The organism is Acidovorax sp., from assembly GCF_046294525.1.
Classification (GTDB): domain Bacteria; phylum Pseudomonadota; class Gammaproteobacteria; order Burkholderiales; family Burkholderiaceae_C; genus Acidovorax.
The window spans coordinates 60,585-74,670 of the sequence record NZ_JBKBKQ010000023.1 but is presented as its reverse complement, the minus strand read 5'-3'; the positions used below and the strand labels follow the sequence as shown (position 1 = coordinate 74,670).

The 14,086-nt window shown below is 65.1% G+C and carries 16 protein-coding genes; 5 read left to right on the top strand and 11 right to left on the bottom strand.

Annotation, left to right across the window (positions count from 1 at the left end; genetic code table 11):
• The first annotated feature begins 286 nt into the window (after positions 1-286).
• Positions 287-748, top strand: a complete 462-nt coding sequence (locus ACK4HJ_RS18370) for a hypothetical protein (protein WP_409834246.1) — start codon at positions 287-289, stop codon at positions 746-748.
• Between the two features lie 79 nt (positions 749-827).
• Here the strand turns inward: ACK4HJ_RS18370 and ACK4HJ_RS18365 are convergent, their stop codons facing one another.
• The 9 genes from ACK4HJ_RS18365 to lplT all read right to left on the bottom strand — a co-directional run bounded on the left by ACK4HJ_RS18365 (position 828) and on the right by lplT (position 7,871).
• Positions 828-1,001 carry a hypothetical protein gene (locus tag ACK4HJ_RS18365; RefSeq protein WP_409834245.1) on the bottom strand — a complete coding sequence of 58 codons (174 nt, stop codon included), beginning with the start codon at positions 999-1,001 and terminating at the stop codon, positions 828-830.
• A gap of 571 nt (positions 1,002-1,572) precedes the next feature.
• Entirely contained in the window at positions 1,573-2,331 is a 759-nt protein-coding gene (locus ACK4HJ_RS18360) for a hypothetical protein (protein ID WP_409834243.1), read from the bottom strand.
• Positions 2,328-2,735, bottom strand: coding sequence for a DUF2628 domain-containing protein (locus ACK4HJ_RS18355; RefSeq protein WP_409834241.1), 408 nt, complete (start codon positions 2,733-2,735; stop codon positions 2,328-2,330). The genes ACK4HJ_RS18360 and ACK4HJ_RS18355 overlap by 4 nt, the downstream gene beginning before the upstream one ends.
• Before the next feature lie 121 nt (positions 2,736-2,856).
• On the bottom strand, positions 2,857-3,333 hold the full coding sequence (locus tag ACK4HJ_RS18350; RefSeq protein ID WP_409834239.1) for an OmpA family protein: 477 nt from the start codon (positions 3,331-3,333) through the stop codon (positions 2,857-2,859).
• Between the two features lie 75 nt (positions 3,334-3,408).
• Entirely contained in the window at positions 3,409-3,897 is a 489-nt protein-coding gene (locus ACK4HJ_RS18345; RefSeq protein WP_409834237.1) for a hypothetical protein, read from the bottom strand.
• Entirely contained in the window at positions 3,888-4,460 is a 573-nt protein-coding gene (locus ACK4HJ_RS18340; protein ID WP_409834235.1) for a hypothetical protein, read from the bottom strand. The genes ACK4HJ_RS18345 and ACK4HJ_RS18340 overlap by 10 nt, the downstream gene beginning before the upstream one ends.
• A gap of 213 nt (positions 4,461-4,673) precedes the next feature.
• The gene (locus ACK4HJ_RS18335; protein WP_409834233.1) at positions 4,674-5,159 is read right to left on the bottom strand and encodes a glutathione peroxidase; all 486 of its coding nucleotides are present in this window, start codon (positions 5,157-5,159) and stop codon (positions 4,674-4,676) included.
• A gap of 42 nt (positions 5,160-5,201) precedes the next feature.
• On the bottom strand, positions 5,202-6,098 hold the full coding sequence (locus tag ACK4HJ_RS18330; protein ID WP_409834231.1) for a DMT family transporter: 897 nt from the start codon (positions 6,096-6,098) through the stop codon (positions 5,202-5,204).
• A gap of 468 nt (positions 6,099-6,566) precedes the next feature.
• Positions 6,567-7,871: a lysophospholipid transporter LplT gene (gene lplT, locus ACK4HJ_RS18325; protein ID WP_409834230.1), complete on the bottom strand. Its 1,305-nt coding sequence runs from the start codon at positions 7,869-7,871 to the stop codon at positions 6,567-6,569.
• A gap of 159 nt (positions 7,872-8,030) precedes the next feature.
• On the opposite strand from lplT, the gene alr reads away from it, so the two are divergent.
• The gene (gene alr, locus ACK4HJ_RS18320; protein ID WP_409834228.1) at positions 8,031-9,146 is read left to right on the top strand and encodes an alanine racemase; all 1,116 of its coding nucleotides are present in this window, start codon (positions 8,031-8,033) and stop codon (positions 9,144-9,146) included.
• 223 nt (positions 9,147-9,369) lie between these two features.
• Positions 9,370-10,209 (top strand): hypothetical protein, encoded by an 840-nt coding sequence (locus tag ACK4HJ_RS18315; protein ID WP_409834226.1) that lies wholly within the window; start codon positions 9,370-9,372, stop codon positions 10,207-10,209.
• 88 nt (positions 10,210-10,297) lie between these two features.
• Here ACK4HJ_RS18315 and ACK4HJ_RS18310 read toward each other — a convergent pair whose 3' ends face one another.
• On the bottom strand, positions 10,298-11,287 hold the full coding sequence (locus ACK4HJ_RS18310) for a LytTR family transcriptional regulator DNA-binding domain-containing protein (protein ID WP_409834224.1): 990 nt from the start codon (positions 11,285-11,287) through the stop codon (positions 10,298-10,300).
• A gap of 159 nt (positions 11,288-11,446) precedes the next feature.
• Between ACK4HJ_RS18310 and ACK4HJ_RS18305 the strand changes: the two genes are divergently transcribed.
• Entirely contained in the window at positions 11,447-12,658 is a 1,212-nt protein-coding gene (locus ACK4HJ_RS18305; RefSeq protein WP_409834222.1) for an acyltransferase family protein, read from the top strand.
• A gap of 5 nt (positions 12,659-12,663) precedes the next feature.
• On the opposite strand, the gene ACK4HJ_RS18300 is transcribed toward ACK4HJ_RS18305, so the two are convergent.
• Entirely contained in the window at positions 12,664-13,161 is a 498-nt protein-coding gene (locus ACK4HJ_RS18300; RefSeq protein WP_409834220.1) for a MarR family winged helix-turn-helix transcriptional regulator, read from the bottom strand.
• 78 nt (positions 13,162-13,239) lie between these two features.
• On the opposite strand from ACK4HJ_RS18300, the gene ACK4HJ_RS18295 reads away from it, so the two are divergent.
• Entirely contained in the window at positions 13,240-14,067 is an 828-nt protein-coding gene (locus ACK4HJ_RS18295) for a siderophore-interacting protein (protein WP_409834218.1), read from the top strand.
• The last annotated feature ends 19 nt before the right edge of the window (positions 14,068-14,086 follow it).

Genomic DNA, 14,086 nt, shown 5'->3' with positions numbered 1-14,086 from the left:
GCTCTCGGTGAAGGTGTCGGCTCCGCGCATGGATGGCTTGTCTTGTGGTCGGGGGCCTTGATTGTCGTGGCTGTGTCTCAGCGGCGGAGGGACTGCGAGAGGTATTTCAGCAGCCTGCTAGACAAATTGAACGATCTGTTAAAGAGGCTTATGGAAATGGGAAGAGGCTTCAAACGCAAGGTGAGCGAGTGCTTGTTCAAGGGAAATCTGGAGGGAAGACAATTGAGATGTGGGTCAATACGAGAACTAGAATAATTGAAACTGCTTATCCAAAGAATTGAACGATATGGTGGTCATTTTGGAGGAAGACTCGGTTCGATTTTCGGAGAGTAAGTTGTCTAAAAGTGTATTTGCTCGTCTTTACTTGCAATACGACTGTGATCGCTATTTTCCAGAGTATGGCTGGGATGATTTTGCCGAAATTGTTCTTGAATGGTGGATGAATAGCGCAGCAAGTTTGATAAAATATGGGGGGAGTTCTATATTTAGATTTATGGATGGGGGATTTTCATTCGAAATTGTGGTGGATAATAATGGTAATTTTCATGTTGAGCTCCGTGAGAATTTAGAGACTACTCTGATTCAAGATGTGGATTTTATGGGGTTTTGTCAATCTCTAATGGCGGCTAGTAATCTGCTTATTCGAAGAATGCAGGAAATATCTAAGGATAGAGATATTTCTAGCACCCTTGTTCTGCAACAAAACGTTCTTAGAAATCTGCTAAAAAAATTAAAATCCAGTTCTTGAGTTATGAGCATATTTTGCTGTCACTAAAGCAGAAGTTAACATCCTCAATGGATGTCCATGCCCTGGGAGTAGGACCGGTCTAGGAACGGATGGCAGTTGGTACTACGACGGCTTTGGCCGCCTGATCAGAAAACGCATAGGCAGCCACACCGAACAGCACTACCGCTACAACCACCAGCACCAACTGATCCAGGTGGCGGTAGTGCGCGCAGGCAAAAACGGCCAACCCCAAAGCCAGGTCTTCAGCTACCAATACGACGCCTTGGGCAGGCGCATCGCCAAGACAGACGGCTTTGGCACCACCGTGTTAACTTGGGAAGGCGTGCGGCTGCTGCAGGAAAGCCGAGGCCAGCAGCACCCCCGCAACTGTCTTTGCGAGCTTGAGACGAGCCCCACGCTGTGCGTCAAGCGGGATGCCGAAGGAGAGGGAACGGAATGTGCGTGACGGTCAGCGTGGAGGACGTGCAGCTGTAGCGAACATCAAAATCCATAGCTATCAGCGCAGAATAGATAAGCCCTGAACCCAAAAACACCCAGAATGTCGGTGGCGACGGAGACCAACGACCCACCAACTCCGACAGGGCTGCGCGGGAGGCCGGTCCAACATTGCGCACAGACCAGAGTGGCGCGCCAGCAACCCCACGGGTCCTCCCTTTTTCGCGAGGCGTGTAGCTCCCGCACCGGTCAGAAAGGCGGCAAGAAAGGCGGGCTGGTAGAGACGAAACCGCGACCACTGAGACCGCCAGGCTCTCAGCAGTGGGATTTCGCCAGTCAGCCTGACGCCCATGCTTAAGAGCGCAGCAACAGTAGAGTTCCTGCGGGGCTCAACTGCGCTGCACGCGCTTCAACTTGCGCCTGCGCAGAGTCTTGTCAATCACCACAATGCAGGCCACCACCAGACCAAGCGCAACCAGTATCAGCACCCCTGCGCCGACGCACACCACGCGAAACTGCGCTTCGGCGCTTCCTTGCTCGCGTTCGTAGGGCATCTGCATGGCATCGAACACGTCGAGGGGCAGTGCTTGGAGATCGCTTGGGCTCCAGCAGGCTGCGAAGGCGAGACGCCCGTCGATGAGAAACACGTAGCCTGCGGCTTGTTGTGCGCCACGCAAGGTGGTCGCTCGGTGGTCAGTCCCACTCGATGGGCTGAGTGCTGATGATCGGCCTACCTGCATGAATACGCCTGGGAACCCCGATCTCTGCACGAGCGTAGTGGTGACGAAGTCGGCTTCTCCCAAGCCGAGATGCTTGTGCAGACCGGCCAGGATGTGTTCTTCTCCAAACTCCATGGAGAGTTCTGGAAAAAGTCGAAGGACCCACGACAAGTGCCACGGCAGTTCAACCTCCGCCAGGGCGAATTCCGTGTCATCGTTGACGCGCCCTTTAAATGCAGACGTCAAACCTGTGCCGTGCAAATCGGTCGCAGGCATTGGCTGCAATGGCAGGTCCGCCAGCAGCACAACCCCACTAGGCAGGCGGACGGTTTCCGCCGCCCATGCCGCAGTCGAAAAACCAAGCCAACCCAGAGTCAGCGTTAGGGCCCACGCCAACCTGTGCTTGCGCATGCCAGCGACGCCGTTCACAGCCGCCAGTCTTCGCGCCCCTGAACCTTCTTCTGGTAGTACAGCGCATTCGCGCGGAGGCCACACAACATGGTCAATCCGAAGCCGACGCCGTTCATCACGCTGTCCGGCAGGCCCAGGATGCCGCCGATGACGCCAAGGGCGAGTGCAGCGCTGATCAACATGATCGCCTGGCGCCACAGGCCCAGCACAAAGAGGTAGATAAAAGAGAAGAAGAAGGCGTAGAAGTTGACGGCAACTTTGAGTCGATCCGTCCAATGCAGCTGCTTGAGCGCCGCCTGAAACTCCGGACTGGGAGCGCCGAGACCTGGCACACCATACTTTTCGAAGAAATCGAACCGGAACTTCCACTTTTCACTCAGACTGGTATCAAGTTGAGAGATGTTGTTGTTTGCGTTGGTCATCTGAGCTCCAAATAAATCAAGTCAAAACGGCACAAGAGTGCTCTACAAAAAGTGCCTTCAGAAGAGTGCACGGTGGGTGGCGTGTGGCCGAGCAGCGGTGGGCCGTTCGAGCCGCCGCCATTCACTTCGCCACGATCCTTACGGCATGCAGTGCCTGGGTGGTGCTGTACTTCACCCGGATCGTCTTGGCAGGCACCCCCAGACGCAGGAGTTCCTTGCGCACAGCCATCGCGCGCTTGAGCGCGATGTCGCGAGCGTCTACGGGGGCGTCCTTGCGGTGGCAGTAGCCGGTGATTTCCAGGCGTTCATCGTCGGCCCGTGTTTGCGCAAGCCGAGCCAGCAGTGCCAATGTGTCCTCAGAGAGCGCGACCTGCGTGGGGCTGAACTCGGCAACGATTCCATCGTCAGGCAGGCGCTGCGGTGGGGTTGCAGGTTGTGGCGGCGGTGCCTCTGCAGGTGTGGGAGCGACTTCCACGGATGGCGGGGCCGTGGTAGCGGCGGCAGTTTGGTCGGAAGGGGTTGTGGATGTTCTGGCGCACCCTGTCGACAACATGGCAGCGACGGACAGAATCAGCGACAGGGCAAGAGGTTTGAGCATGGTGAGCTGCTTGAGGTGGGTGATGAAGGTTGCGGAGGCGAGCGGGCAGTCGTGCCAGCGAGCGATAGCGTCCGGCTACTGGGACAGCTGCCAGAACGTGACCTGCGCGAACTTCGCATCGTTTGCCCAAGGGTCCCAGATGGTCTTGTCGCCCTTGCTCATCGCGCCAGGCCAGGAGCCCAATGAGGTGGACATGGCTGGGGCGTAGCTGCCGCGCGTGCGCAGGGTCTCCTGCTTGCCGTTCTTGGTGTAGCTGTAGCCACCCGCCGGCATGTCGGCGCCGGGGTAGACCACGATGACGTGTCCGTTCCCGGACTCGGTCTTGCCGCCCACCACCAGCACGCCGTCCCGTGCGAGTTGGCCCACTTGGCCGGAGGGCACCACCTTCCAGTGCGCCTGGCCGCGCAGGTGTTCGATGAGGGAGTTGGCATTCATCCAGGGCTGGCTGGGCAAATACTGCTTGATGACGTGCCACACCGCGTGGCTGCACGAGTTGGGGTGCAGGGCATACGCGGCATCGCAGGCCTGTTTGAGTTTGCTGACGGAGTTGGCGTCTACGGGCACGGTGTCTTGTCCTTGGCGGGTGCGGTGGATGGCGTGTTGTAAGCAGTGGATGTCACGGGCTGGTAGGCCTGCGCCTTGGTCTGCCAGCGCAGTGTGGGCAGGGTGTAGTTGCCGCTGACGGCGGGCGACAGGACCTGCAGGCGCAATTCATGCGGGATGCCGTTGCGCCATTGGCCGGCGCGCACGATGAGCTCTTGCGGCGGGTCTACGGGAAACAGGTGCGGCAAGCGGCCCACGCAGCGGCCTGCGGTGTCCACCAGCACGGGCAGGGGAAAGTTCTGCCAGGGTGCGTTGGCGGGCAGGTCTTTGTAGTATTCCTCAGTGAAGACGCTGAGCAGGCGCACCTGGGCGGGCTGCGACGGCCGCGCCGGCCGCACCAAAGGGCAGGCCCTGACGGCGGGGCGGTAGGGTTCGAGTTCAGCGGGGAGTGGGGCGGTGCTGCCCACGGCCTCGCAGTGAGCGGGGCGCAGCTGGATGAAGTCGCTGCGGGCCAGTGCAGGCAGGGCTGCGCTGGCCAGCAAGGGCGCGAGCCACAGGGCCCGCGTGGCAGGTGTCAAAGTCAAAGGAATCCCCCCGGCGTCAAGGTGAACGAGAGGGTGATCTCGCGTCACCCTGCAGTGGCCGGGAGTGTCGCCGCAGTTTTTGTCACTTCCGCTTCAACTGCCTGTTTTGGCAACTGCTTGTAGTGCCTTTAACAAAAGAGAACAGTTCATTGCGGCGCGATACATCCGCAGGTGTGGACGGTGGTGGGAAAAGTCTGGAAGAAAAGCGGGCGGTCAGCGCAATGCCGCTTCGATGTCTCCGGCCAGCTTCTTGGGCGCATCCTGCGGCGCGTAGCGGCGGATGACCTGGCCGTCCTTGCCCACCAAAAACTTGGTGAAGTTCCACTTGATGGCCTTGCTGCCGAGCAGGCCGGGGGCTTCTGCGGTGAGCCATTTGTAGAGCGGAGTGGCGTTGGCGCCGTTGACGTCGATCTTGGCCATCATCGGAAAGCTCACGCCGTAGTTCAGCTGGCAGAAGCTGGCGATCTCATCGTTGCTGCCTGGGTCCTGGCTGCCGAACTGGTTGCACGGAAAGCCCAGCACCACCAGGCCCTGGTCGGCGTACTGCTTGTGCAGTTCTTCCAGGCCCCCGAACTGAGGCGTGAAGCCGCAGGCGCTGGCGGTGTTCACGATCAGCAGCACCTTGCCGCGGTACTGCGCCAGCGGCACGGTCTGGCCGTTCATCTGCTGGGCTTCAAAGTCGTAGATGCTGTCGGGCATGGAAGAAGCTCCTCTAAGTGGAAGTTGCCCATGGTAGTTCGTTCAGTGCGGCGCAACGGCTGGCCGGCGAAACTGCAGCGCTGCCAGCAGGGACGCCAGCAGGATCAGCGCGCCTCCCAGAACGGTGCGCGGCGTGAGCGTGGCGGCGCCCAGCAAGGCGGACGACACGCTGGCGAACATCACCTCCGACAGCATCACCAGCGCCGTGGTGCCCGCCGCCAGCCGCGCGGCACCGAACTGCAGCGCCCAGTTGCCCAGCATGAGCACGCCTGCCAGCAGCAGGCCAGTGACTACCCAGGTGCTGTTGGGGGCTGGCACAGGCTCCACCACGCCCGCTTGCAGCCCCACGCTGGCCACGGCCAGCGCCATCAGCATGCAGCCGCCAAACATGGTGAGCATGCGCGCCGGGCCCGGCACCGCGTGCAGGCGGCGCAGTGTCACGTTGGTCAGCGCAAACATGAAGCCGCCCAGCAGGGCCAGCCCGTCGGCCAGGCTGAGGTGGTGCAGCAGCCGCGACGCGGGCGCGCCCGCCGGCAGCAGCACCAGCACCACGCCTGCAAATGCCAGCGCCAGCCGCAGCAGGGCGGACGCCGTGGGGCGCTCGCCTAGCACCCGCCAGGCCAGCAGCACCGCCCAGGCGGGCATCAAATAGAACAACAGGATCACGCGCACCACGTCGCCAATCGTCACCGCCCAGTTGAACGCCACATTGTTCAGCCCCGAGGCCAACGCCAGCAGCCACAACTGCGGATGCGCCCGCACCTGCGCCAGCAAGCCCGGTCGCCACGCCAGCAACGCCAGCAGCACCACCGCATACATGAACGCCGTGGCCCACAGCGGATGCAGCCCCGCCTGGTGCATGTGCTGAAAGGGCCACCACGCCAGCCCCCACACGAACGCGTTGAACAGCAGGGCAGCAAAAGGCAGAGGGGATTGCATTACAAGCAAAAAAGTGGCTGCAGCGCTTGATGAATAAGCGCTGGTAGCTATCAAAAATATAGTTACTTATCGACGATTCCAGGGCGCAGCGGTAGAAACTGGCACGTCCCAAGACCAGTGCACCCGTGGAACTGGCTCTGCCACACCACCGGGTGCGTCCCCCCGTGGGGGATGCGGCGCAGCCGCTCAGGGGGGCTTTAGAACCTGTTCAAGATCTTTTCGGGGTCGCACAAGTACCTTGCCGGGATGGGATGCCAGGCGCGGTGCGCAGCCAATAGCCCGGCTATTGGCAAGCGCCGCAACGCCGCAGACCGCCCGGCAAGGCACTTGCCCGAAGGGTTGGAGTGAAATCGGGCGATTGGACGCCTCGGCTGCTTGCATGGGCATGAGCCCATGCGGCGCATCCGAAGCATCCACTCGTCCCGATTGCACTCCAATGCGATCCCCGAAAAGATCTTGAACAGGTTCTTAGTGGTGCGTATCGTGCCGCGCAATCTGCAGCAGGTGCTCCACCTCTTCGCGGTGGTGCACGCAGTTGTGCGCGTGCCAGCGCTGGATGATCCACATGATGCCGGCCACCACCACGCCAAACGCGGTGATGGCGCCAAAGGCGGAGAGGCCGAACTTGGTGGACAGGCTGTAGAACGCGCCCAGGCCCAGGATGCAGGCCTGCTCGTTGAAGTTCTGCACGGCAATGGAGCGGCCTGCGCCCATCAGGTTGTGGCCGCGGTGCTGCAGCAGCGCGTTCATGGGCACCACCAAAAATCCGCCCAGCCCGCCCAGCAGGATGAGGAACGGCACGGCCACCCACACGTTGCTGATGAAGTTCATCAGGATGACGAGCAGCCCCATGGCAATGCCCAGCGGCATCACGCGCGTGGCCATGTCCAGCCGCATGCGCATGGACGCCACCACCGCCCCCACCGCCGTGCCGATGGCCACCACCCCCACCAGGGCCGAGGCCTGCGTGGTGCTGTAGCTCAGCGCTGCTGCGGCCCATGCCAGCACGATGTAGCGCAGGTTGCCGGACACGCCCCAGAACAGCGTGGTGGTAGACAGCGAGATCTGGCCCAGGCGGTCGTTCCACAGGCGGCGGTTGCAGATCCAAAAGTCGGGCACGAGCGCCAGCGCGTTGGACAGCACGCTGCGCTCAGGGTCGTGGCGCATGGGGCGCATCTCCACGCCGGTGTGCGGGATGCGGGTGTTGAACCACGCCGCAATGACATACACCAGGATGAGCGCCGCAATGGCCGCCTGGGGCGCCGAGTCGATGCCCGTGTCCACAAACGGCAGGTCGATGGACAACAAGGCCGTCGAGATGGTGACGCCGACCAGTTGCCCGCCCAGCAGCACGCCCAGGATGATGGAGGCGATGGTGAGTCCTTCGATCCAGCCGTTGGCCTTAACCAGCTGCGAGGCCGGGAGCAGTTCGGTCAGGATGCCGTACTTGGCAGGCGAGTACGCTGCCGCGCCGAGCCCCACCACCGCGTAGGCAATGAGCGGGTGCGAGCCGAACAGCATCATCAGGCAGCCCACTACCTTGATGGCATTGCTGATGAACATGACTTTGCCCTTGGGCAGGGCGTCGGCAAACGCACCCACAAACGGGGCCAGCACCACGTAGAACAGCGCGAACATGGGCACCAGCGCCGCGCGCTGCCACTCGGGGGCGCCCCCGGTGCGCAGGAGTTCCACAGCGGTCACGAAAAGTGCGTTGTCGGCCAGCGAGCTGAAAAACTGCGCCGACATGATGGTGTAAAAACCGCGCTTCATCGAATGGCTGTGGGGTGCATCAGTTGAGCTGATGTCCGGTAAATGTGAGGAATCGTAGCGAGGGACAGGCGGTTATATCACGCGGATAAACGGCCGCAGTGCCAGAATCCTTCGCGTATTCCCCCTGGTCATTGCCCCTCATTTCACGCGAAGCCATCCATGCCCCGTCCCATCCACGCCACCATTCACACCGCCGCACTGCACCACAACCTGGAGCGCGTGCGCAGGGCGGTGCCCGATGCCAAGGTGTGGGCCGTGGTCAAGGCCAATGCGTACGGCCACGGCATCGAGCGGGCCTACGAAGGGCTGCGCGGTGCCGACGGGTTTGCGTTGCTCGACCTGGCCGAGGCCGAGCGCGTGCGCCACCTGGGCTGGCGCGGCCCCATCCTGCTGCTGGAAGGCGTGTTCGAGGCGCGCGATCTGGAACTGTGCTCGCGCCTGGGTCTGTGGCATGCCGTGCACTGCGACGAGCAGATCGACATGCTGGCCGCGCACAAGACGCAGGTGCCGCACCGCGTGTTCCTCAAGATGAATTCGGGCATGAACCGACTGGGCTTTGCGCCGCAGCGTTTTCGCGCGGCCTGGGCGCGGCTCAATGCGCTGCCGCAGGTGGACGAGATCTCTTTCATGACCCACTTCAGCGACGCGGACGGCCCCCGCGGCGTGGCGCACCAGATGGCCACCTTCAACGCCGCCGCGCAGGACCTGCCCGGCGAACGCACGCTGAGCAACAGCGCAGCCACGCTGCGCCACGCCACCGACGAGCGCGTGCGCGCCGACTGGGTGCGTGCGGGCATTGCGCTGTATGGCAGTGCGCCGGACTTCCCTGAACACGACGCCGGCCACTGGGGCATGCGCCCCACGATGACGCTGGCCACCCGACTGATCGCCACGCAGCAGCTGCAGGCTGGCGATACCGTGGGCTATGGCTCGCGCTTCACGGCCGACGGCCCACTCACCATTGGCGTGGCAGCCTGCGGCTATGCCGATGGCTATCCGCGCCATTGCGACACCGGCACGCCCGTGCTGGTCAACGGCATCCGCACGCGGCTGGTGGGGCGCGTCAGCATGGACATGGTGACAGTGGACCTCACGCCGCTGATCGCCGCAGGTGCGCCTGTGGGTTTTGGCAGCGAGGTCACGCTGTGGGGCCAGGCCAGCAACGGCGCCGTGCTGGGCGTGGACGAAGTGGCCAGCGCGGCCGGCACCGTGAGCTGGGAATTGCTCACGGCCCTGGCCCAGCGTGTGCCGGTGACGGTGGACGGCGAGCGCTGAGCGCTGAACACTCACACAGACGCGCGGAGGGGCGCGGCGTGCGGGGTTTGGGGGGTGACGCGGTCGGCTGAACTGCCCAACATTTCACACCCGCCGGCAGGCGCGGCGCCACCTCCGAGGCACTGCCGCGCCAAACTGGGGTGAAATGGCGCGGCGCCGCAGCCAGCGCGCTTTCATTGGCTGCCTGCCGATTTCGCCACCCACTCGTCGCCCGCCGTTGCCCATGACCGTATCCCGCCAGCGCAAGAAAAAATCCACCACTTCCAACTGGCGCTCGGTGCGCATGCCCCACCACGCCACGGTGGCGCGCACGCTGCGGCAGCGCTACAGCCTGCGCTGGCACGGCCTGCTGATTGGCAGCTTCACGCTATTGCTGATGTGGTGCACCTCGCACCTGCAGATGCTGCTGGGCGTGGACACCCTGGCGCTGCGCTACCTGGTCACGCTGTCGGTGGGCTACCTGGCGTATCTGCTGGTGCTGCGCGCCTGGGCGGCGCGGCTGGTGCGGCGCAAGGACCGCACGGACGACAGTGGGGGCGATCTGGACCTGCCCGACTGGTCCTGGCCCGGCGGCAACACGTCTGGCGGTGGTGGGCGGCTACCCGTGCCGCGCAGCGGCGGGGGCGACTTTGGCGGTGGCGGGGCCTCAGGCGACTTTGGAGCGGGCGTGGCAGACGGCGCCGGCAGCGCCCTGGGCGACCTGGCCAGTGGCGCGGCCGAGGCCGTGGGCAGTGCGGACGAAGGCGCGGTGGTGGTGGTGCCGGTGGTCGCCATCTTCCTCATCGGCGCTGCACTGGTGCTGGGCGCGGGCTCGCTGGCCATGCTGTTTTTTGGCTGGGACGTGCTGCTGACCGTGGCGGTGGAGCTGGCGTTCTCGGTGGCCACGGCGCGCGCCGCCGTGGGCGTGGAGCGCGAAGGCTGGCTCACCGCCGCCGTGCGCCTGACGTGGAAGCCCCTGCTGGGCGCGCTGATCTGCGCGGTGCTGCTGGGCGCCAGCATCGACCACTTCCTGCCGGGCGTGCAGTCCCTGCCGCAGGCGGTGCGTGTGCTGCAAGGTGTTTGAGTGATTTAGTATCAAATTGATAGCTGCTAGCGCTTGCTCAGTAAGCGCTAGCAGCACTTTTGCTTGTATTCCGGGTAATTTGTGCCGATCAACCAATGCCTGCGCTGCCCGTGAGAGCGCTGCGGTAGCGCCGGCTGCAGGGCACGGTGCTGCCGTCCTTCATGCGCAGGCGGGCGTCGCCGCTGTCCAGAGGCTCGATCTCGGCAATGGCGTCCAGGTTGACGGCATAGCTGCGGTGCACGCGGACAAAGCGCGCGGGGTCCAGCTGGGTGAGGAAGTCCGTGAGGGTGGAGCGCAGCAGGTAGTCATGCCCGTGCACGTGCAGGCCCACGTAGTTGGCCTCGGCCTGCAGCCAGGCAATGTCCTGGGCCGCAATCAGAAACTCGCGCCGCAGCTTGCGCACCAGAAAGCGCTCCGGCCGGGGCGGGGGGGCGGACGGCGCGGTGGGTGCGGGCAGCGGCTGCGGCTGCGGATCCAGCGGAGCAGTGGGCGCATCGGTGGGCGTGTTTGCTGGTTGCATTGCGGGTTGCACGGCGGGCGGCTCCGGCGCGTCCAGCACCCGGGCTTCGCCCTGCAGGCGCAGCAGCAAGAAGCGGTAGGCCACCAGCGCGCTCACTGTCAGCGCGTAGCTGCGCACGTCCTTCAGGTACTCATAACCCCACTGCGCCCACCAGCCGGCGGGCTGGTAGTTCTGGCCCAGGGCGGCGTAGCCCGCGTGCCGCAGCGCCAGCATGCCGCCCAGGTGCACAGTGCAGTACGCCACGGTGGCCAGCACATGCCAGGGCAGGTGGCGCCGCAGCGTGCCCCGGCGCAGCACAAAACGCCGCTCGAACGCGATCACGGCAGGGATCAGCGCCGCCACCACCAGTGCGCTGGAGACCTCCCACCACAGCGGCTCCCACACGGTCAGCAGCCGGCCTGCGCCGCGCAAGTCGATCCAGGTCACGACCGTATTGAAGACCACCTGCACCGCCAGCACAAAGGCCCAGAACCCCACTTCGGCCCGGCGGCGCAGGGCGCGGTCGTGGGGGTAGCGGTCGATCCAGTCGGCTGCGGGCGCAGGGGTGCGGGCGGTCATGGGTGCCGAGTGTAGGCAGGCGCGCTGGGCCGGTGCCACAGGCGGCTCGTCCCCGCGGGCCGCCGCTCGTCCCCTGTGCATGCGGGGCCGTCCCACAGCGGGGCACGGGTGGGGCGGGCAGCGGGACCATTGCACGCACCGCCATCGCCAAGCCCTGCCATGCCATCAGCCGCCCGCCTTGCCCCTTTCGCGTCCACAGCCGCGCCCGCAGCTGGTGCCACCCACACGCCCCGCCGCCATGACGTGGACGCATTGCGCGCCCTGGCCTTTGCGCTGGTCATCGTCTACCACGTGGCCATGTACTACGTGGCCGACTGGCACTGGCACATCAAGAGCCCGCACGCCGCCGACTGGCTGCAGGCGCCCATGCGCGCGGTCAACCTCTGGCGCATGGACCTGGTGTTTCTGGTGTCGGGCCTGGCCTTCGGCCTGGTGCGCCGCGGGCATACCGTGCCCGGGCTCATCCGCGCGCGCAGCCTCCGCCTGCTGCTGCCCCTGGCCTTTGGCATGGCGGTGGTGGTGCCCTACCAGCCCTACGCGCAGGGCGTGGCCAACGGCCTCATCGAGCCCGGTCTGGGCGCATTCTTGCTGCGCTACTACGCCGGCAGCAGCTGGCCCCCCGGCACGTTTGACGGGTGGGAGGCCGGCGTCACCTGGAACCACCTGTGGTACCTGGCCTACCTGTGGGTGTACACGACCGTGTTGGCACTGCTGCTTCCTCTGGCCGAATCCGCCGCCGGGCGCCGCGTGCGCGCCGCCTTCACCGGCCTGCGGGGGGCCGCGCTGGTGGGGGTCCCCGTGCTGCCGCTGCTGCTGTACTCGGCCCTGCTCTGGCCCCACTTCCCGCCCACGCACGACCTGGTACACGACGCGTGGCTACACGCCGTGTACTTCACGGTGTTTGTCTACGGCTACTGGATGGGGCTCAACCCTCCGCTGTGGGCCGAACTGGTGCGCCTGCGCTGGCACACCCTGGGCCTGGCTGCGGCGCTGCTGGCGCTGTACCTGGGCGGGCTGGCCCTGGCGCAGCACCTTGGCGTGCGGCCGCAGGCGCGCCTGCCGCTGCGCTGGGTGGCAGATGGGTACCTGTGGGCCGCGCTTCTCGCCATCCTGGGCTGGGCGCACCACCGGCTCAACCGCCCCTGGCCATGGCTGCGCTGGGCCAACGAATCGGTCTACCCGTGGTACCTGCTGCACCAGACGGCCATCATCGCGCTGGCGGTAGCGCTGGCCCCCGCACGGCTCGGCCCGGTGCTGGAGCCGCTGGCACTGCTGGCAGGCACGGTGGCCGTGTGCTGGGGTATCACGGCGGTGGTGCGGCGCGTGGCTTGGCTGCGGCCCCTGTTGGGCCTGCCGCAGGCGCGCCGTTGAGGCGCTCAGCGCGGCGGTGATGTGTGGCGGTGGTGGTGGCCATGACCGCAGTGATCAGGCTGGCCCAGCGCATCCAGATTGGCGCGCAGGCGCCCGAGCAAGGCCAGCAGCTGGGCCTGGGTGTCGCCATCACAGTTCTGCAGCAGCGACGCCGACAGCGCTTGGCGCGACGCCCGCAGCGCCTTGAACACCGCTTGGCCGTCAGTGCTCAGGGCGAGGCAGCGGCTGCGCTTGTCCTCGGCGTTGGGCGCGCTCTGCAGCCAGCCCTTGTCCTGCAGCATGCCCACCATGCGCGCCACCTGCGCTTTGTCGGCACCGTTGTGCGCCACCAGCTCCTTCTGCGTGGCGCCAGGGTGGCGGCCCACAAAGTTCAGCGCGCGCACTTCGTTGAGGGTGAGGTCCGGGTGCACGGCCGCCATGGCCCGCACCATGTGCGCACGGTACGCATGCATCAGGTCGTGCATGGCTTCAAAGACATCGGGCGTGGGGCTGCGGGGTGGCATGTGGGGTGTTTTGCCAATCGGTTGACAAAATCAACTTGTTGGCGGATGATTTGGTTGATTAAATCAACATTTTAGACCATGAACGCACCGCTACCCCTTCACGCCACAACCGCCACCTCCTCGCCTGCAGCGTCGCTGGCCGTCGAGCGCATTCGCCACCCGTTGCAGGGCCGCCACCTCCAGGTGGTGCGCCGCACTCAGGTCAGCCCCGGCTTTGTGCGGCTGACCCTGGCCGGCCCCGAGTTCACGGGATTTGTGAGCGCCGGGTTCGACGACCATCTCAAGCTCATCCTTCCCTCGCCCGGGCAGGACCGCCCCACCTTGCCCACTCTGCAGGACGGCCGCCCCGTGTTTGACGGCCCGCGCCCCGTGCTGCGCGACTACACGCCCGCGCGCTTTGACGCGGCAGCGGGCGAGCTGGACATTGAAGTGGCCCTGCACGAAGCCGGCCCCGCCACCGACTGGGCCGCCAGCGCCACCGTCGGCCAATGGGTGGGCATTGCCGGGCCGCGCGGCAGCATGGTCGTGCCCACCGGGTTTGACTGGCACTGGCTGCTGGGCGACGAAACCGCGCTGCCCGCCATCGCCCGCCGCCTGGCCGAGCTGCCCGCCAGCGCGGTGGCCACCGTGCGCATCCAGCTGAGCAACCCGGCCGACCAGCGGGTGTTGGCGAGCGCAGCGCAGGTGGATCTGCAATGGGTGAGCGCGCTGCCTGCCGCCGTGGAGGCGTTGACACTCCCCACCGGCGCGGGCTTTGTTTGGGCCGCTGGCGAACACAGCGACATGGCCGCCGTGCGCCGTGCCGTGCTGGCCAAGCCAGGTGTGGACCCGAAGCGCATGCGCATCTCCGCCTACTGGAAGCGCGGGGCGGCAGACCACCACGAGGACCTGGCGAACGCCGCGTAACTGGCGCTCGCGGCTTCAC

Excerpts from the sequence above, each read along its gene's own strand:
- ACK4HJ_RS18330 (WP_409834231.1), bottom strand. The coding sequence starts at position 6,098 with ATGCAATCCCCTCTGCCTTTTGCTGCCCTGCTGTTCAACGCGTTCGTG.
- ACK4HJ_RS18315 (WP_409834226.1), top strand. The coding sequence starts at position 9,370 with ATGACCGTATCCCGCCAGCGCAAGAAAAAATCCACCACTTCCAACTGG.
- lplT (WP_409834230.1), bottom strand. The coding sequence starts at position 7,871 with ATGAAGCGCGGTTTTTACACCATCATGTCGGCGCAGTTTTTCAGCTCG.
- ACK4HJ_RS18305 (WP_409834222.1), top strand. The coding sequence starts at position 11,447 with ATGCCATCAGCCGCCCGCCTTGCCCCTTTCGCGTCCACAGCCGCGCCC.
- alr (WP_409834228.1), top strand. The coding sequence starts at position 8,031 with ATGCCCCGTCCCATCCACGCCACCATTCACACCGCCGCACTGCACCAC.
- ACK4HJ_RS18350 (WP_409834239.1), bottom strand. The coding sequence starts at position 3,333 with ATGCTCAAACCTCTTGCCCTGTCGCTGATTCTGTCCGTCGCTGCCATG.
- ACK4HJ_RS18335 (WP_409834233.1), bottom strand. The coding sequence starts at position 5,159 with ATGCCCGACAGCATCTACGACTTTGAAGCCCAGCAGATGAACGGCCAG.
- ACK4HJ_RS18370 (WP_409834246.1), top strand. The coding sequence starts at position 287 with ATGGTGGTCATTTTGGAGGAAGACTCGGTTCGATTTTCGGAGAGTAAG.
- ACK4HJ_RS18300 (WP_409834220.1), bottom strand. The coding sequence starts at position 13,161 with ATGCCACCCCGCAGCCCCACGCCCGATGTCTTTGAAGCCATGCACGAC.
- ACK4HJ_RS18310 (WP_409834224.1), bottom strand. The coding sequence starts at position 11,287 with ATGACCGCCCGCACCCCTGCGCCCGCAGCCGACTGGATCGACCGCTAC.
- ACK4HJ_RS18295 (WP_409834218.1), top strand. The coding sequence starts at position 13,240 with ATGAACGCACCGCTACCCCTTCACGCCACAACCGCCACCTCCTCGCCT.
- ACK4HJ_RS18355 (WP_409834241.1), bottom strand. The coding sequence starts at position 2,735 with ATGACCAACGCAAACAACAACATCTCTCAACTTGATACCAGTCTGAGT.